Below are 17367 nucleotides of genomic sequence, written 5' to 3' on the forward strand. Positions count from 1 at the left end.
AAGTATGACGGGAATAACAGTTTATGGATGTGGGCTGATAGTTGGCGCATAACAAGAATAACGCATACAGCCCATCCTTACGCCAACACTGAGTGCCTGTAAACAGGCCCGTATGGTAAACGACTTATGACAGATTTGACCACGCAAGATCTCGCTCAGCCTGAATGGCAAACCCGTGATCACCTTGATGACCCGGTGATCGGCGAGCTGCGTAACCGCTTTGGGCCCGATGTGTTCACTGTTCAGCCAACCCGCACCGGTGTACCGGTTGTCTGGGTTAAACGTGAACAATTGCTGGAGATTATGGAGTTTCTCCGCAAACTTCCTAAACCTTATGTGATGCTCTACGACCTGCACGGCATGGATGAACGTCTGCGCACCCATCGCGACGGTTTACCGGCTGCGGATTTTTCGGTTTTCTACCACCTTATTTCTATTGAACGCAATCGCGACATCATGCTCAAGGTGGCATTATCCGAAAACGATCTTCACCTTTCGACGATCACCAAAATATTCCCTAACGCGAACTGGTATGAGCGTGAAACCTGGGAAATGTTTGGTATTACCTTTGATGGTCATCCCCATTTGACGCGAATCATGATGCCTCAAACTTGGGAAGGGCATCCGCTGCGTAAAGACTATCCCGCGCGTGCGACCGAATTCGATCCTTTCGAGCTGACAAAGCAGAAAGAAGATTTGGAAATGGAGTCAATGACTTTCAAGCCCGAAGACTGGGGCATGAAGCGCGGTACTGCCAACGAAGATTATATGTTCCTCAACCTCGGCCCTAACCACCCGTCGGCGCATGGTGCATTCCGCATCATTCTGCAACTGGATGGTGAGGAGATCGTCGATTGTGTGCCTGATATCGGTTACCACCATCGCGGCGCGGAGAAAATGGGTGAGCGTCAGTCATGGCACAGCTATATTCCTTACACTGACCGTATTGAATACTTGGGGGGCTGCGTTAACGAAATGCCCTATGTGCTAGCCGTTGAAAAGCTAGCCGGTATCAAGGTTCCCGAGCGCGTTGATGTGATCCGCGTCATGTTGTCTGAACTGTTTCGTATCAACAGTCATCTGCTCTACATTTCTACTTTTATTCAGGACGTTGGTGCTATGTCACCGGTGTTCTTTGCCTTTACTGACCGCCAGAAAATTTATGATATCGTCGAAGCTATCACCGGTTTCCGTATGCATCCGGCGTGGTTCCGCATCGGTGGTGTTGCACACGATCTGCCAAAGGGCTGGGATCGTCTGCTGCGCGAATTCCTCGACTGGTTGCCAAAACGTCTGAAATCTTATGAGCAGACGGCGCTGAAAAACTCTGTACTGATTGCCCGTTCTAAAGGGGTTTCCGCCTACGGAATGGACGAAGCGCTAGCGTGGGGGACTACCGGCGCTGGACTGCGTGCGACAGGCCTGGATTTTGACGTGCGCAAATGGCGTCCATACTCTGGCTATGAAAACTTTGATTTTGAAGTGCCGATTGGCGATGGTGTGAGCTGTGCTTACACGCGCGTCATGCTGAAGATGGAAGAGATGCGCCAGAGCTTGCGTATTCTTGAACAATGCCTGAACAATATGCCAGCGGGTCCGTTCAAAGCAGATCACCCTCTGACCACGCCACCACCAAAAGAACGCACGTTGCAGCATATCGAAACTTTGATCACCCACTTCTTACAGGTTTCATGGGGGCCGGTAATGCCCGCTAATGAATCCTTCCAGATGATTGAGGCGACAAAGGGAATTAACAGTTACTACCTCACGAGTGATGGCAGCACCATGAGCTATCGTACCCGCGTACGTACGCCAAGCTTCCCGCATCTGCAGCAGATCCCTTCTGTGATCAATGGCAGCCTGGTATCCGATCTGATCGTTTACTTGGGTAGTATCGATTTTGTTATGTCAGACGTGGACCGTTAATTATGCACGATCAAAGAATTGCGATCGAAACGATCGATGAAAATGAATTATTTGTGCTGACTGCAGCAGAGCATGACGCGATCGAGCACGAAAAACACCATTATGAAGACGCTCGGGCAGCTTCTATTGAAGCACTGAAGATTGTGCAAAAGCAGCGTGGATGGGTACCTGATGGCGCGATTCATGCCATTGCAAAAGTATTAGGTATTCCAGCCAGCGATGTAGAAGGTGTTGCTACTTTCTACAGCCAGATCTTTCGCCAGCCGGTAGGCCGTCATGTGATCCGCTATTGCGACAGCGTGGTATGCCATATCACCGGTTTTCAAGGGATCCAGGCTGCTCTGGAAGAAAACTTAAATATCAAGCCGGGACAAACGACAACCGATGGTCGTTTTACTTTATTGCCAACCTGTTGCCTCGGTAACTGCGACAAGGGCCCTACGATGATGGTCGATGAAGATACGCATGTGCATCTGACGCCGGAGACCATCGCCACCTTACTGGAGCAGTATCAATGAAACAGATTGTGCGTACTGCCGAAATGCATCCGCTGACATGGCGTATGCGTGATGACAAACAGCCTGTGTGGCTGGATGAGTATCGCAGCAAAAACGGCTATGCCGGCGCGGAAAAAGCCCTGAAAGGGATGTCGCCGGATGAAATCGTGGCGTTGGTTAAAGATTCCGGCCTGAAAGGGCGCGGCGGCGCGGGCTTTTCCACCGGTCTGAAGTGGAGCCTTATGCCAAAAGATGAGTCCATGAATATCCGTTATTTGTTGTGTAATGCGGATGAAATGGAACCCGGTACCTATAAAGACCGCCTGCTTATGGAGCAAATGCCTCATCAACTGGTTGAAGGCATGCTGATCAGCGCGTTCGCTCTGAAAACCTATCGTGGTTATATCTTCCTGCGTGGGGAGTATATTGAAGCTGCGGTGAATTTGCGCCGTGCCATTGCGGAAGCGACAGAAGCGGGACTGCTGGGTAAAAATATCCTCGGCACTGGTTTTGATTTTGAGCTGATCGTGCATACCGGCGCAGGGCGTTACATCTGCGGTGAAGAAACTGCGCTGATTAACTCGTTGGAAGGACGTCGTGCTAACCCGCGCTCCAAGCCGCCATTCCCGGCTTCTGCCGGTGCGTGGGGCAAACCAACCTGCGTCAACAACGTTGAAACGCTGTCAAACGTACCCGCTATTCTCGCCAACGGTGTTGAGTGGTACAAGGGCATCTCAAAGAGTGATGACACCGGGACGAAAATGATGGGCTTCTCCGGACGGGTGAAAAATCCGGGCGTCTGGGAATTACCCTTCGGTACAACCGCGCGCGAAATCCTTGAGGATTATGCTGGCGGCATGCGTGATGGGCTGAAATTTAAAGCCTGGCAACCTGGTGGTGCCGGTACCGATTTTCTGACGGAAGCTCATCTCGATCTGCCAATGGAATTTGCCAGTATTGGTAAAGCCGGCAGCCGTCTTGGAACAGCGCTGGCAATGGCGGTGGATCATGAAATCAACATGGTTTCTCTGGTTCGCAACCTTGAAGAGTTCTTTGCTCGTGAATCATGCGGTTGGTGTACGCCTTGCCGTGATGGCCTGCCGTGGAGCGTTAAAATTCTGCGCGCGCTGGAGCAAGGGAAAGGGCAGCCAGGTGATATCGAAACGCTGGAACAGCTTTGCCGTCAACTTGGTCCGGGAAAAACCTTCTGTGCGCATGCCCCAGGTGCAGTAGAGCCACTGCAGAGCGCCATTAAGTATTTCCGCGACGAATTTGAAGCAGGTATTGCGCCGCAGGTGTTTGGCAATGTCAATGCTATCGCGGGTATCCAGCCAAACCTGTTAAAAGCACGCTGGTAACGTCCAGATAAGAAGCGAAAATTATCGCTAATTTTACCCGACAGATTGCAGGTCGTAGCAAGATGGCAACAGAGCGTCCCCCGGTAGCTGAATAACACCAGGCTTCCGGGTAAGAGAACGCAGCCAGTACTGTGACGCATCCTGCATGATGAAGGATAAAAAGAATTGTGTTTAACGCTTGTCTGACGACGAGCCTTACGGAAGCATGTTCACTATGGCTACAATTCATGTAGACGGTAAAGAATATGAAGTGGACGGGGCGGATAACCTGCTACAGGCATGTCTCTCCCTTGGTCTTGATATTCCTTATTTTTGCTGGCATCCCGCGCTGGGTAGCGTGGGTGCATGCCGCCAGTGTGCGGTAAAGCAATATCAAAATGCGGAAGATACCCGTGGTCGCCTGGTCATGTCTTGCATGACGCCAGCGTCTGATGGCACTTTCATTTCTATCGATGACGGCGAAGCTAAAGAGTTTCGCGAAAGCGTGGTGGAATGGTTAATGACTAACCACCCGCACGATTGTCCAGTCTGCGAAGAGGGCGGGAATTGCCATCTTCAGGATATGACCGTCATGACGGGCCATAGCTTCCGACGCTATCGCTTTACTAAGCGCACGCACCGTAACCAGGACCTGGGGCCTTTTATCTCCCACGAGATGAACCGCTGTATCGCCTGCTACCGCTGCGTGCGTTATTACAAAGACTATGCTGATGGCACCGATCTGGGCGTGTATGGTGCGCACGATAACGTCTATTTTGGTCGTCCTGAAGACGGCACGTTGGAAAGTGAGTTTTCCGGTAATCTGGTCGAAATCTGCCCAACCGGCGTCTTCACCGACAAAACCCACTCAGAACGCTATAACCGCAAATGGGATATGCAGTTTGCGCCAAGCATCTGCCAGCAATGTAGCGTGGGTTGTAACACCAGCCCAGGTGAGCGCTACGGTGAACTGCGTCGTATTGAAAACCGTTACAACGGTACCGTTAACCACTATTTCCTCTGTGACCGCGGACGTTTTGGCTACGGCTATGTGAACCTGAAAGATCGTCCTCGTCATCCGATGCAGCGCCGTGGCGATGACTGGATCACGCTCAACGGCGAACAGGCTATGCAAGGGGCGGCTGACGTACTACGGCAGGCGAAACGTGTAGTGGGTATAGGATCGCCGCGAGCCAGCGTCGAAAGTAACTTCGCGCTGCGTGAGCTGGTTGGTGCGGAAAACTTTTCAACCGGCATCCCGGCGGGAGAGCAGGCGCGTCTGGAACTGATGCTGAAGATCCTGCAGGAAGGTGGTATTCATACGCCAGCATTGCGTGAAATCGAAAGTTACGATGCGGTATTGGTGCTGGGTGAAGATCTCACGCAAACCGGTGCACGCGTGGCGCTTTCAGTACGTCAGGCGGTGAAGGGGAAAGCTCGTGAAATGGCAGCAGCGCAAAAAGTCGCTGACTGGCAGATCGCAGCCATCCTGAATATCGGTCAGCATGCAAAACATCCGTTATTTGTCACTAACGTCGATCAGACTCGTCTGGATGATATCGCAGCATGGAGCTATCGTGCACCGGTCGAAGACCAGGCACGGCTGGGCTTCGCAATTGCACACGCATTGGATGCACAAGCGCCTGCTGTCAGCGATATCGACGCGAGTCTGAAAGGAAAAATTGATGTGGTGGTTCAGGCGCTGGCTGGTGCCAAAAAACCGCTGATTATTTCCGGCACCCATGCCGGAAGCCCTGCTGTTATCGAAGCGGCTGCCAACGTGGCAAAAGCGTTAAAAGGCCGCGGTGCGGATGTGGGCATTACCCTGCTGGCCTCGGCTGCGAACAGTATTGGTCTGGGTCTGATTGGCGGTAAATCGCTGGATGAGACGCTGGAAGAACTGGCCAATGGCGCAGCTGATGCGGTGGTGATTATGGAGAACGATCTCTATCGTCATGCGCCAAAAGCACAAGTGGACGCTGCGCTTGGCAATACGCCGAATGTGATCGTGGTTGATCACCAGCGCACGGCCACGATGGAAAAAGCCGGATTGATCCTCTCAACCGCGAGTTTTGCAGAAAGTGATGGTACGGTGATCAATCAGGAAGGGCGCGCTCAGCGTTTCTTCCAGGTTTACGATCCTGCTTTCTATGATAATAGCGTAGAGGTGCTGGAGAGCTGGCGCTGGCTGCATTCACTGCACAGCACTGTCGAGAGCCGTAATCCTGACTGGACGCAGTTTGACCATGTAGTTGATGCTTGCGTAACCGCATTGCCACAGCTGGCCGCGATAAAAGAAGCCGCGCCGGACGCCAGCTTCCGTATCCGTGGTCAAAAGCTGGCACGTTCTCCTATCCGTTTAAGTGGACGTACCGCAACACGTGCAAATATCAGCGTGCACGAACCGCGTCAGCCGCAGGATAAAGACACGATGTTCGCTTTCTCAATGGAAGGGAACAACCAGCCGGGTGCTGCGCGTTCGCAGATCCCATTTGCCTGGGCGCCGGGTTGGAACTCACCACAGGCGTGGAACAAATTCCAGGCTGAAGTCGGTGGTAAATTGCGCAATGGTGATCCTGGCGTGCGCCTGTTTGAAGCGAGCGAGGGGCAGCTTGGTTGGTTTGATACGGTGCCATCTGCCTTCGTTAGCGAGCAGAGCTGGCGTGTCGCACCTTATTATCAGCTGTTTGGCAGCGATGAAATGTCTCAGCGTTCGCCGGTTATGCAACAGCGGATGGCAGAGCCTTATGTTGTGGTTAACCCGGCTGATGCCGCTAAACTGGGCGTCAATGCAGGTAGTGCGCTGTCATTCTCCTGTCATGGCGAGCAATTACGTCTTCCGGTACGCATCTCTGAATCATTGCAGGCAGGGCAGGTCGGTTTGCCGTTAGGTATGCCGGGCATCCCGCCGTTCCTTGCTGGCGCTAACATCGACACGTTGCAGGAGGCTGTGTAATGAACTGGTTGACACCGGAAGTTATCGACACCCTGATTGCCATAGGTAAAGCACTGGTTATCTTGTTTGTCGTCGTGGGCTGTGGCGCGTTTATGAGTTTTGGTGAACGCCGGCTGCTCGGCTTATTCCAGAATCGTTACGGACCCAACCGCGTCGGCTGGGGCGGCTCGCTGCAGCTGGTTGCCGACATGATCAAAATGTTCTTCAAAGAGGACTGGACACCACCATTTACCGATCGGGTGATCTTTACCCTGGCACCGATGATTGCCTTTACATCACTGCTACTGGCGATGGCTATCGTACCGGTCACTTCAACCTGGATGGGGGCGGATCTGAACATTGGTCTGCTGTTCTTTCTGATGATGGCGGGTCTGGCGGTTTATGCGGTGCTATTCGCGGGTTGGTCGAGCAACAATAAATACTCATTACTGGGGGCGATGCGTGCGTCTGCACAAACCCTGAGTTATGAAGTGTTTCTTGGGCTGTCATTGATGGGCGTTGTCGCACAGGCTGGCTCATTCAATATGATCGATATCGTCAATAGCCAGCAGCATATGTGGAATATCATTCCTCAGTTCCTTGGCTTCATCACCTTTGCAATTGCGGGGGTTGCGGTTTGTCACCGTCATCCATTTGACCAGCCGGAAGCCGAGCAGGAACTGGCAGATGGTTACCACATTGAATATGCCGGTATGAAATTTGGCTTGTTCTTTGTGGGTGAATACATCGGTATCGTGACCGTCTCCTCGTTGATCGTAACGCTGTTCTTTGGCGGTTGGAATGGTCCATGGCTGCCGCCGATTTTCTGGTTTGCCATCAAGACTGCATTCTTCATGATGATGTTCATTCTGATTCGTGCTGCGTTACCGCGTCCGCGCTATGACCAGGTGATGTCTTTCGGCTGGAAAGTTTGTCTGCCGTTGACGCTGTTGAACCTGCTGGCGACTGCCGCAGTGATTCTGTACAACGCGCAGTAAGAGGTTAAGATCATGACATTAAAAGACCTTGTGGTGGGATTTGGCACCACAGTACGCAGTATCTGGCTCATCGGGATGAACGCATTTGCTAAGCGTGAAACCATGATGTACCCGGAAGAGCCGGTTTACCTGCCGCCGCGCTACCGTGGACGTATTGTGCTGACGCGCGATCCGGACGGTCAGGAGCGCTGTGTTGCCTGTAACCTGTGTGCGGTTGCCTGTCCTGTTGGCTGTATTTCGCTGCAAAAAGCAGAGATGCAGGATGGCCGCTGGTATCCGGAGTTCTTCCGCATCAACTTCTCGCGCTGCATTTTCTGTGGTCTGTGTGAAGAAGCCTGCCCGACCACCGCGATCCAGCTTACTCCGGATTTCGAGCTGGGTGAGTTTAAGCGTCAGGACCTGGTTTACGAGAAAGAAGACCTGTTGATTTCAGGGCCGGGTAAATATCCGGAGTACAACTTCTACCGTATGGCGGGGATGGCGATCGAAGGTAAAGACAAAGGCGACGCTGCAAACGAAGCCAAGCCTATCGACGTCAAAGGCTTGTTACCTTAAGGAACCGGACATGGAATTTGCATTTTATATTTGCGGACTGGTGGCGATATTGACGACATTGCGCGTCATTACCCACACTAATCCGGTGCATGCGTTGTTGTATCTGATTATTTCGTTACTGGCTATCGCAGGCGTGTTTTTCTCATTGGGTGCCTATTTTGCGGGTGCGCTGGAAATCATCGTCTATGCCGGTGCCATTATGGTGCTGTTCGTTTTCGTGGTAATGATGCTCAACCTTGGCAGTTCGGTGGAAGAGCAGGAGCGGAAATGGTTGCAACCCTCGTTATGGATTGGCCCTGGGGTGGTTTCGTTAGTTCTACTGGCGGTGCTGATCTATGCCATTTCTACGGCAAACGATCAGGGTATCGACGGTTCCATGATTGATGCTAAAGCCGTTGGTATTAGCCTTTTTGGCCCCTATGTCCTTGCCGTCGAGCTGGCTTCTATGCTGCTGCTGGCAGGCCTGGTCGTTGCGTTCCATGTCGGGCGTGAAGATCGGCAGGGTGAACTGCTAAGCAATCGTCCTGGCGATGCAGCGAAAAGTAACAAGGAGGAACAAGCATGATCCCTCTGCAACATGGCCTCATCCTGGCGGCGATTTTATTCGTCCTTGGGCTGACCGCGCTGGTTATGCGTCGTAATTTTCTGTTTATGTTAATTGGCCTCGAAATCATGATTAACGCTGCCGCACTGGCGTTCGTGGTGGCGGGAAGTTATTGGGGGCAGGCCGACGGACAGGTGATGTATATCCTGGCGATTAGCCTTGCGGCGGCGGAAGCCAGTATTGGTCTGGCATTGCTGCTCCAGCTTCATCGTCGTCGTCAAACTCTGAACATTGATACAGTGAGCGAGATGCGCGGATGAACCTTCTCTATTTAACAATTCTGCTTCCGCTGATCGGCTTTTTGCTGCTGGCATTTTCACGCGGCCGTTGGTCAGAGAACCTGGCTGCAACGGTGGGAATGGGCTCGGTTGGCTTGGCTGCGCTGGTCACCATCTTTGTTGGTGTGGATTTTTTCAATAACGGCCAACAGGTATTTCATCAGGCTCTCTGGACCTGGATGAATGTGGGCAACTTTACTATTGATGTTGCCCTCACGCTGGATGGTTTGTCACTGACGATGCTATCGGTGGTCACCGGCGTGGGTTTCTTCATTCATATGTTCGCCTCCTGGTATATGCGTGGTGAAGAGGGTTACTCGCGCTTCTTCGCTTATACCAACCTGTTTATCGCCAGTATGGTGGTATTGGTGCTGGCGGATAACCTGATGCTGATGTATCTGGGTTGGGAAGGGGTAGGGCTCTGTTCTTATCTGCTGATTGGTTTCTATTACACCAACCCGAATAACGGCGCAGCGGCGATGAAAGCGTTCATCATCACGCGTGTCGGTGACGTGTTCCTCGCGTTCGCGTTGTTCATTCTCTACAACGAATTAGGTACGCTCAACTTCCGTGAGATGGTTGAGCTCGCGCCGGCGCACTTTGCAGCAGATAATCACATGCTGCAATGGGCGACGCTGATGTTGTTGGGGGGTGCGGTAGGTAAATCAGCACAGTTACCGTTGCAAACGTGGCTGGCCGATGCAATGGCCGGACCCACGCCGGTTTCTGCACTGATCCATGCCGCGACCATGGTGACGGCGGGTGTTTATCTGATTGCACGTTCGCACGGCCTGTTCCTGCTGACGCCGGAAGTTCTTCATCTGGTGGGTATCGTTGGGGCAGTTACGCTTGTGCTGGCAGGTTTTGCCGCATTGGTGCAAACCGATATCAAACGTGTGCTGGCATACTCAACTATGAGCCAGATTGGCTATATGTTCCTGGCATTGGGTGTCCAGGCGTGGGATGCCGCTATCTTCCATTTGATGACGCATGCATTCTTCAAAGCGTTGCTGTTCCTCTCTTCTGGCTCGGTGATTCTGGCCTGCCATCACGAGCAGAACATTTTCAAAATGGGTGGCCTGCGTAAGAGTATCCCGCTGGTGTATACCTGCTTCCTGGTCGGTGGTGCCGCGCTTTCCGCGCTTCCACTGATTACGGCTGGCTTCTTCAGTAAGGATGAAATTCTGGCTGGTGCATTGGCAAACGGACATATCAACCTGATGGTCGCAGGTCTGGTCGGGGCGTTTATGACCTCGCTCTACACCTTCCGTATGATCTTTATCACCTTCCACGGCGAAGAGAAAATCCATGCGCATGCAGGTAAAGGTATCACCCATCATCTGCCGCTGATTGTTCTGCTGATTCTCTCAACCTTTATTGGTGCGATGATTGTTCCACCGCTGCGGGGTGTGTTACCGGAGACCACTGAACTGGCTCACGGCAGCGTACTGACGCTGGAAATCACCTCCGGTGTAGTGGCGATCGTCGGCATCTTGCTGGCTGCCAGCCTCTGGCTGGGTAAACGTGTGCTGGTAACTCGTATCGCTAACAGCGCCATTGGTCGCTTCTTCAGTACCTGGTGGTTTGCTGCATGGGGCTTTGACTGGCTGTATGACAAAGTCTTCGTTAAGCCGTATCTCGGCATCGCCTGGCTGCTACAGCGTGACCCATTAAACGGTTTGATGGACATTCCAGCGGTCGTTTCCCGACTGGCAAATAAAGGGTTGGTGGTCAGCGAAAATGGCTACCTGCGCTGGTACGTTGCCTCGATGAGCGTAGGTGCCGTAGTGGTTCTGGCACTGATGTTGGTGATGTAAAAGTTAGTGAGCGGGGCAGTGCGGTTAGCTTTGCCCCAATAAAAGCATGTGAAATATTCCCCAATTAAATGGGCATCATCGGTATCGGAAATAGGGGTTTTCGCCAGCGCATAGCAACTGCAGCGTACTGTAAGTATGTAAAGATTGCGGCACTGGCGTGAGCGGATTTCCGGGCAAGATAGCCCAGACGGGGACAAAAGAAGGGAAAGACCCGCCATGTTATTACCTTGGCTTATATTTATCCCATTTGTCGGCGGCCTGCTGTGCTGGCAGTCTGAGCGTTTCGGGGTAAAAGCACCACGCTGGATAGCTTTGATCGCGATGGGCCTGACGCTGGTGCTTTCACTGCAACTTTGGATGCAGGGAGGTTATTCACTGACGCAGGCTGCGGGTTTACCGCAGTGGCAATCAGAATTCTCCGTGCCGTGGATCCCACGTTTTGGTATTAGCTTCCACCTTGCGCTTGATGGTCTGTCACTGCTGATGGTGGTGTTAACCGGGCTGCTGGGGCTGATGGCAATCCTCTGTTCCTGGAACGAGATTGATAAGTATCAGGGCTTCTTCCACCTGAATTTGCTGTGGATTCTGGGTGGCGTTATCGGTGTGTTTCTTTCCATCGATTTATTCCTGTTCTTCTTCTTCTGGGAAATGATGCTGGTGCCGATGTATTTCCTCATCGCACTGTGGGGTCATAAAGCTTCTGATGGTAAAACGCGTATCAGCGCCGCGACCAAGTTCTTCATTTACACTCAGTCCAGCGGCCTGGTGATGTTGATCGCGATCCTTGGCTTAGTCTTCGTTCACTATAACGCAACGGGCGTGTGGACCTTTAACTACGAAGAACTGCTGAAAACGCCGATGTCGCACGGTGTAGAATACTTGCTGATGTTGGGATTCTTTATCGCGTTTGCGGTAAAAATGCCGGTTGTGCCGTTGCATGGCTGGTTACCCGATGCACACAGCCAGGCTCCAACTGCGGGCTCTGTGGACCTTGCGGGGATTCTGTTGAAAACCGCGGCTTATGGTCTGTTGCGTTTCAGCTTGCCTCTGTTTCCGAATGCTTCCGCCGAGTTTGCGCCTGTAGCAATGTGGCTGGGTATCATAGGGATCTTCTACGGCGCCTGGATGGCATTCTCGCAGACTGATATCAAGCGTCTGATCGCCTACACCTCTGTTTCCCATATGGGTTTCGTACTTATAGCGATCTATACAGGAAGCCAGTTAGCCTATCAGGGCGCGGTGATTCAGATGATTGCGCATGGCCTTTCAGCTTCCGCATTGTTTATTTTGTGCGGTCAGTTATACGAACGCCTGCACACGCGTGATATGCGTGAAATGGGTGGGTTATGGTCACGCATCAAGTGGCTGCCGGGCCTGTCGTTATTCTTTGCCGTCGCTAATCTGGGGATGCCGGGTACGGGGAACTTCGTTGGCGAATTTATGATTCTGGTCGGCAGCTTCAAGGTTGCACCGCTAATTATTATTATCGGTACGTTCGGCCTGGTGTTCGCTTCCGTTTACTCGTTAATCATGATGCAGCGTGCCTACTATGGTGCACCGAAATCAGATAAGCCGCTGAAGGGAATGACGCCTCGCGAGTTTCTGATGATTATGGTGCTGGTGGTTCTGCTGGTGCTGGTGGGTGTGTATCCTCAGCCGATTCTGGACACCTCACATGCTGCAATGAGTAACATTCAGCAGTGGTTTACCGCTTCAATTTCAACTACAAGGCCGTAATTCGCCATGACAATAACTCCTCAACAATTGATCGCGCTCCTACCGCTGTTGATCGTCGGATTGACGGTGGTGGTTGTGATGCTGTCCATTGCGTGGCGACGCAACCACTTCGTCAACGCTACGCTGGCAGTGGTCGGTCTGAACCTTGCGCTGTTTTCACTCTATTTTGTTGGCCAGGCTGGCCCGATGGACGTCACACCGTTACTGCGTGTCGACGGGTACTCAATGTTGTATACCGGGCTGGTGATACTCGCCAGTCTTGCAACCTGTACGTTTGCTTATCCATGGCTGGAGGGTTACACCGATAATCGTGAAGAGTTCTATCTGCTGGTGCTGATTGCGGCACTTGGCGGAGTGGTGCTGGCAAGTGCCAACCATCTTGCTTCACTGTTCATTGGTATTGAGCTCATTTCACTGCCGTTATTTGGCTTGATCGGCTATGCGTTCCGCCAGAAACGATCCCTTGAAGCGGCAATTAAATATACCATTCTCTCTGCTGCGGCTTCGTCATTCCTGCTCTTTGGCATGGCGCTGGTGTATGCTGACTCTGGCAACTTGAGCTTTGTGGCGTTAGGGAAAAGTCTGAGCGACAGTATATTGCATCAGCCTTTGCTGTTGGCTGGACTGGGAATGATGATTGTCGGTTTGGGCTTTAAATTGTCGCTGGTGCCATTCCATCTCTGGACGCCAGACGTCTACCAAGGCGCGCCAGCGCCGGTATCGACTTTCCTTGCTACCGCCAGCAAGATTGCGATTTTCGGTGTGGTAATGCGTCTGTTTATGTATGCGCCTGTGACCGATAGCGAAGCGGTACGTACCGTGCTTGGTATTATTGCTTTCGTCTCCATCCTGTTTGGTAACCTGATGGCGATTTCGCAAAGCAACATTAAGCGTCTGCTGGGGTATTCCTCTATTGCCCATTTAGGTTATCTGCTGGTTGCATTGATTGCGGTGCATACGCATCAGTTGTCGTTGGAAACTGTGGGTGTTTATCTGGCTGGTTATCTCTTCAGTAGCCTGGGTGCGTTCGGCGTGGTTAGCCTGATGTCCAGCCCTTACCGCGGTCCTGATGCAGATTCACTTTACTCTTACCGTGGTCTGTTTTGGCATCGTCCGATTTTGTCCGCGGCGATGACTGTAATGATGCTGTCACTGGCCGGTATTCCAATGACGCTGGGCTTTATTGGTAAGTTCTACGTTATCGCTGTGGGTGTGAATGCACACTTGTGGTGGCTGACGGCGGCGGTGGTATTGGGTAGTGCGATCGGTTTGTATTACTATCTGCGTGTGACCGTTAGCTTGTATCTCAGCCCACCAGAATTACTGAAACGTGATACCCCAGCGAATTGGGCATTCACTGCAGGCGGCATTGTAGTATTGATCTCCGCGATTCTGGTATTGCTGTTAGGTATTTACCCGCAGCCGTTGATCAATCTGGTACAAATGGCGCAGCCGTTGATGTAATCCTCGAATGCGCTGGTTATGACGATCGGCCGCAATCAAATAGAAATCAGGCTCAGCTGAGCCTGATTTTTTTTGTCCGTTATTTATGCTGATGACAATAATTTGATAAAAAAGTCGCTGATTGATTACGGTTTGCCAGTGTTGATAACGCTATAGTGGGCTGATATTGATGGTATTCGGGGGGAGAAATGGATGTGATATGGCAGGATTTACACCACAGAGAGTTAGATGTCCCTCAGCTCTACGCGATGCTGGCGTTACGTAATGCGGTGTTTATCGTTGAGCAAAACTGTGTTTATCAGGATATTGATGGCGCAGATCTGGCTGAGGATAATCGTCATATTCTGGGCTTTCTGGAGAATAATATTGTTGCTTGTGCACGTATTCTCACGCCTGAAGATAACGGACAACCAGTAAAGATTGGGCGCGTGCTGGTGTCACCAGAAGCGCGTGGTTTAAGTTTGGGTTACCGCGTTATGGAACAGGCGATGAGCAGCTGTGAGCTGCACTGGCCGGGAAGTGCTATTTACCTATCGGCACAGGCACATCTGCAAGGTTTTTATGGGCGTCTGGGATTTTCTGCTGTGACGGAGGTTTACCTGGAAGATGATATTCCGCATATTGGTATGTGCTTCGGCCGTTCAGGTGGATAGCACTTCGGGACCTAACGGCTAAAAGCCATTCCGTTCATCCTGCGGATGACCAGGCAGGGCCGGGGCGACTGCCGGCCCTTGTCGTTCGCCAGCACGAAAGCAGAGTCAGGCGGTAATCCCGCCAGCGAGCGAAGTATGCGCTAAACCTGAAGTAGCCAGGCCGCTGCAACCCTTCTTGCAGCAGGCTGCCATAACGGCAGCCTGCTTAATGATCAATCCGGATGCATTTGACGATCGTCGACGTACCTGCGCTTGTCAGGTGGTGGCGGGAAGTATTGATACAGCCAGGTTTCTGTTAACGTTTCGCTGCCAGAGCGCAGGAACAGGCGCATATCAACGGGTGTGGTTGCGTCACTGTCTGGATACCAGTCAAACAAAATACGATAACCGTCCAGTGGCTCAACGTAGAGGATTTCTACCTGCTTAAAAGTACCGGACGATACGGTAATCACCGGCTCAATCCCTTTCGGCGCAGCCGCTTTTAAATCACCACCAACGAAATCGACAGCAAAGCGACGGGCCCACACCTCGGGATAGTTTTCACCTGGTGCCCAGCCCTCGGGGAACCCCCCCATACCGGTGCGAGTCGCATCGACCCGCGCCAATCCACTACGTACCGGTGGTAAACTGCTCCAGTACAGTTTGTAATGGAAATTGTATTCACTTCCTGCTTTTATTGGCTCTTCCGGTTGCCAGAAACAAACCACATTATCCAGCGTTTCGCCAGTCGTGGGGATCTCCATCAGGTTAATCGCGCCTTTACCCCATTTGCCAACTGGCTCCACCCACAAGCTGGGCCGTTTGTTATACCAGCCGATAACGTCCTGGTAATCTTTGAAATCGTGATTCAATTGCAACAGGCCAAACCCGCGTGGGTTATTGTCCTGGTAGGCGTTGAATTGTAGCTTTTGGGGATTATTCAACGGGCGGCAGATCCACTCCCCCTCGCCGGTCCACATCGCGAGACGATCGGAATCATGGATCTGTGGATGGATCGTATCGCACATGCGACGCTCATTGGTCCCACAACTGAACATACTGGTCATCGGTGCAATGCCAAGCTGCTTGATATCTTTACGTGCATATAAATGGTTCTCTATCTCCATTACCACGCGCTTTTCTTCGCAATCAATAATGAATTTATAGGCACCAGTGGCGCTGGGGCCATCAAGCAGGGCATAAACGGTAAATGTTGTATCGTCTGCAGCCGGTGTTTCAAACCAGAACGCAGTAAAATCAGGGAACTCTTCCTGCCCATTGCTAAATGTATTCACCGCAATGCCGCGAGCGGAAAGGCCATATTGGTAAGTATCATCTACAGCACGGAAGTAGCTGGCGCCCAGGAACGAGACGATATCCCTGCTTGCCAGCTCCGGTTTCTTAAAGGCGCGAAAACCGGCGAAGCCAAGATCGCTTTTGCCTTCCAGTTGGCGGGTGTCAACTTTCGCATTATTGTAATTAAACAGTTCCGGACGAAAATGTATTTCACGTGCTTCGCGGCTACCCGCATCGACGGAAAACATACGAATGCGACGCTTAAACCCCATTCCGACGTGGAAGAATTGCACATCCAGTTCACGGTCGGGAATGGCATTCCATAGGGAATGATTGGCATCGTATTGAATGGCGTTATACGCCTGCGGCGTCATTGTTGCGAGCGTTTCAGGCAGCGAGCCCGGAGCACCTCCCCAAGGTTGTTTTGCCATTCCTGAGGCCATTTTTTTCAGGACGTCAAAGTCAAATCGCACCGCAGTGCCGTCCGCAATATCGGTATCAGCCCAGGCGGACTGCGCAAATAGCGTGGATAAGCCGGACATACCGCTAACGGTAGCGAATGCCATTGACGCTTTCATAAACATTCTTCGATTCATGCCAGAAATCTTTTCCTTTGCTGAACGGAGTTTGTAGTGACTGTCGTGCGCTTCTGCACCCGTTTGCATTGCCCGCTTAAACTCGGGTTACAGGGGGATACGACAGCCTGTTGTTATAAAAATTCACTCTTTAGGAAATTTATCAGATAAAAGCAATAAACGAAGATTTTTCATCAGTCTTTACCGCAAATTTAACGTGCTTTACCTTCATACATGCCACGATTCGTCCAGCCATTTTCAGTCCGTTCCTGGGGAGGTTACCAGGCAAGGAGGTGAAAACTGTCTATAATTAACAGACTCATCGTACTTGAAGCAGTTTGAGTACTGTTTCAATTATTGGGGATAGACATTCATATTGTTCGCACACGGAGGAAGGAAATGGCTACATCAACTGAACCAAATGAGTCCCGTCTGGATGACGATCTGACGCTGTTAACCGAAACGCTTGAAGAAGTTCTGAAATCCTCAGGTGATCCTGCCGATCAAAAATATATTGAGCTTAAGACAAAGGCAGAACAGGCGCTGCATGATGTTAAATCGCGCCTTAGCGAAGCGTCGGATACCTATTATTATCGTGCTAAACAGGCCGTTTACACTGCCGATGATTATGTGCATGAAAAGCCATGGCACGGTATTGGTGTCGGTGCCACTGTTGGTTTGGTTATTGGATTATTACTGGCTCGGCGTTAACCGTC

At 51.7% G+C, this 17367-nt stretch carries 14 protein-coding genes; 13 read left to right on the plus strand and 1 reads right to left on the minus strand.

What is annotated here, in order from left to right:
- Positions 1-126 precede the first annotated feature (126 nt).
- The 12 genes from nuoC (at position 127) to J1C60_RS06030 (ending at position 14801) form a co-directional block, all read left to right on the plus strand.
- The gene (nuoC, locus tag J1C60_RS05975; protein ID WP_128178728.1) at positions 127-1926 is read left to right on the plus strand and encodes an NADH-quinone oxidoreductase subunit C/D; all 1800 of its coding nucleotides are present in this window, start codon (positions 127-129) and stop codon (positions 1924-1926) included.
- Positions 1927-1928: 2 nt separating this feature from the next.
- Positions 1929-2444, plus strand: coding sequence for an NADH-quinone oxidoreductase subunit NuoE (gene nuoE / locus J1C60_RS05980; protein WP_128178729.1), 516 nt, complete (start codon positions 1929-1931; stop codon positions 2442-2444).
- Positions 2441-3781 carry an NADH-quinone oxidoreductase subunit NuoF gene (gene nuoF / locus J1C60_RS05985; protein WP_128178730.1) on the plus strand — a complete coding sequence of 447 codons (1341 nt, stop codon included), beginning with the start codon at positions 2441-2443 and terminating at the stop codon, positions 3779-3781. The genes nuoE and nuoF overlap by 4 nt, the downstream gene beginning before the upstream one ends.
- Positions 3782-3995: 214 nt before the next feature.
- Positions 3996-6716, plus strand: coding sequence for an NADH-quinone oxidoreductase subunit NuoG (nuoG, locus tag J1C60_RS05990; protein ID WP_128178731.1), 2721 nt, complete (start codon positions 3996-3998; stop codon positions 6714-6716).
- Positions 6716-7693: an NADH-quinone oxidoreductase subunit NuoH gene (gene nuoH / locus J1C60_RS05995; protein ID WP_128178732.1), complete on the plus strand. Its 978-nt coding sequence runs from the start codon at positions 6716-6718 to the stop codon at positions 7691-7693. The genes nuoG and nuoH overlap by 1 nt, the downstream gene beginning before the upstream one ends.
- Before the next feature lie 12 nt (positions 7694-7705).
- Positions 7706-8248, plus strand: a complete 543-nt coding sequence (gene nuoI, locus J1C60_RS06000; RefSeq protein WP_128178733.1) for an NADH-quinone oxidoreductase subunit NuoI — start codon at positions 7706-7708, stop codon at positions 8246-8248.
- Positions 8249-8258: 10 nt separating this feature from the next.
- Positions 8259-8813: an NADH-quinone oxidoreductase subunit J gene (gene nuoJ / locus J1C60_RS06005; protein ID WP_128178734.1), complete on the plus strand. Its 555-nt coding sequence runs from the start codon at positions 8259-8261 to the stop codon at positions 8811-8813.
- Positions 8810-9112 (plus strand): NADH-quinone oxidoreductase subunit NuoK, encoded by a 303-nt coding sequence (nuoK, locus tag J1C60_RS06010; RefSeq protein WP_128178735.1) that lies wholly within the window; start codon positions 8810-8812, stop codon positions 9110-9112. The genes nuoJ and nuoK overlap by 4 nt, the downstream gene beginning before the upstream one ends.
- Positions 9109-10947 carry an NADH-quinone oxidoreductase subunit L gene (nuoL, locus tag J1C60_RS06015; RefSeq protein ID WP_128178736.1) on the plus strand — a complete coding sequence of 613 codons (1839 nt, stop codon included), beginning with the start codon at positions 9109-9111 and terminating at the stop codon, positions 10945-10947. The genes nuoK and nuoL overlap by 4 nt, the downstream gene beginning before the upstream one ends.
- A gap of 216 nt (positions 10948-11163) precedes the next feature.
- Positions 11164-12684: an NADH-quinone oxidoreductase subunit M gene (gene nuoM, locus J1C60_RS06020; protein WP_128178737.1), complete on the plus strand. Its 1521-nt coding sequence runs from the start codon at positions 11164-11166 to the stop codon at positions 12682-12684.
- Positions 12685-12690: 6 nt separating this feature from the next.
- Positions 12691-14148, plus strand: a complete 1458-nt coding sequence (nuoN, locus tag J1C60_RS06025) for an NADH-quinone oxidoreductase subunit NuoN (protein WP_128178738.1) — start codon at positions 12691-12693, stop codon at positions 14146-14148.
- A 188-nt stretch (positions 14149-14336) separates the two neighbouring features.
- Positions 14337-14801, plus strand: coding sequence for a GNAT family N-acetyltransferase (locus tag J1C60_RS06030; RefSeq protein WP_128178739.1), 465 nt, complete (start codon positions 14337-14339; stop codon positions 14799-14801).
- A gap of 212 nt (positions 14802-15013) precedes the next feature.
- Here J1C60_RS06030 and J1C60_RS06035 read toward each other — a convergent pair whose 3' ends face one another.
- Positions 15014-16672, minus strand: coding sequence for a glucan biosynthesis protein D (locus J1C60_RS06035; RefSeq protein ID WP_128178740.1), 1659 nt, complete (start codon positions 16670-16672; stop codon positions 15014-15016).
- Positions 16673-17050: 378 nt separating this feature from the next.
- Between J1C60_RS06035 and elaB the strand changes: the two genes are divergently transcribed.
- Entirely contained in the window at positions 17051-17362 is a 312-nt protein-coding gene (elaB, locus tag J1C60_RS06040; protein ID WP_128178741.1) for a stress response protein ElaB, read from the plus strand.
- Positions 17363-17367: the final 5 nt, after the last annotated feature.

The sequence above is a fragment of the [Pantoea] beijingensis genome, from assembly GCF_022647505.1.
In the GTDB taxonomy this organism is placed as follows: domain Bacteria; phylum Pseudomonadota; class Gammaproteobacteria; order Enterobacterales; family Enterobacteriaceae; genus Erwinia; species Erwinia beijingensis.

What these genes read in the sequence shown, in the direction of transcription:
- nuoC (WP_128178728.1), top strand. Translation starts at nt 127, where the DNA reads ATGACAGATTTGACCACGCAAGATCTCGCTCAGCCTGAATGGCAAACC.
- nuoE (WP_128178729.1), top strand. Translation starts at nt 1,929, where the DNA reads ATGCACGATCAAAGAATTGCGATCGAAACGATCGATGAAAATGAATTA.
- nuoF (WP_128178730.1), top strand. Translation starts at nt 2,441, where the DNA reads ATGAAACAGATTGTGCGTACTGCCGAAATGCATCCGCTGACATGGCGT.
- nuoG (WP_128178731.1), top strand. Translation starts at nt 3,996, where the DNA reads ATGGCTACAATTCATGTAGACGGTAAAGAATATGAAGTGGACGGGGCG.
- nuoH (WP_128178732.1), top strand. Translation starts at nt 6,716, where the DNA reads ATGAACTGGTTGACACCGGAAGTTATCGACACCCTGATTGCCATAGGT.
- nuoI (WP_128178733.1), top strand. Translation starts at nt 7,706, where the DNA reads ATGACATTAAAAGACCTTGTGGTGGGATTTGGCACCACAGTACGCAGT.
- nuoJ (WP_128178734.1), top strand. Translation starts at nt 8,259, where the DNA reads ATGGAATTTGCATTTTATATTTGCGGACTGGTGGCGATATTGACGACA.
- nuoK (WP_128178735.1), top strand. Translation starts at nt 8,810, where the DNA reads ATGATCCCTCTGCAACATGGCCTCATCCTGGCGGCGATTTTATTCGTC.
- nuoL (WP_128178736.1), top strand. Translation starts at nt 9,109, where the DNA reads ATGAACCTTCTCTATTTAACAATTCTGCTTCCGCTGATCGGCTTTTTG.
- nuoM (WP_128178737.1), top strand. Translation starts at nt 11,164, where the DNA reads ATGTTATTACCTTGGCTTATATTTATCCCATTTGTCGGCGGCCTGCTG.
- nuoN (WP_128178738.1), top strand. Translation starts at nt 12,691, where the DNA reads ATGACAATAACTCCTCAACAATTGATCGCGCTCCTACCGCTGTTGATC.
- J1C60_RS06030 (WP_128178739.1), top strand. Translation starts at nt 14,337, where the DNA reads ATGGATGTGATATGGCAGGATTTACACCACAGAGAGTTAGATGTCCCT.
- J1C60_RS06035 (WP_128178740.1), bottom strand. Translation starts at nt 16,672, where the DNA reads ATGAATCGAAGAATGTTTATGAAAGCGTCAATGGCATTCGCTACCGTT.
- elaB (WP_128178741.1), top strand. Translation starts at nt 17,051, where the DNA reads ATGGCTACATCAACTGAACCAAATGAGTCCCGTCTGGATGACGATCTG.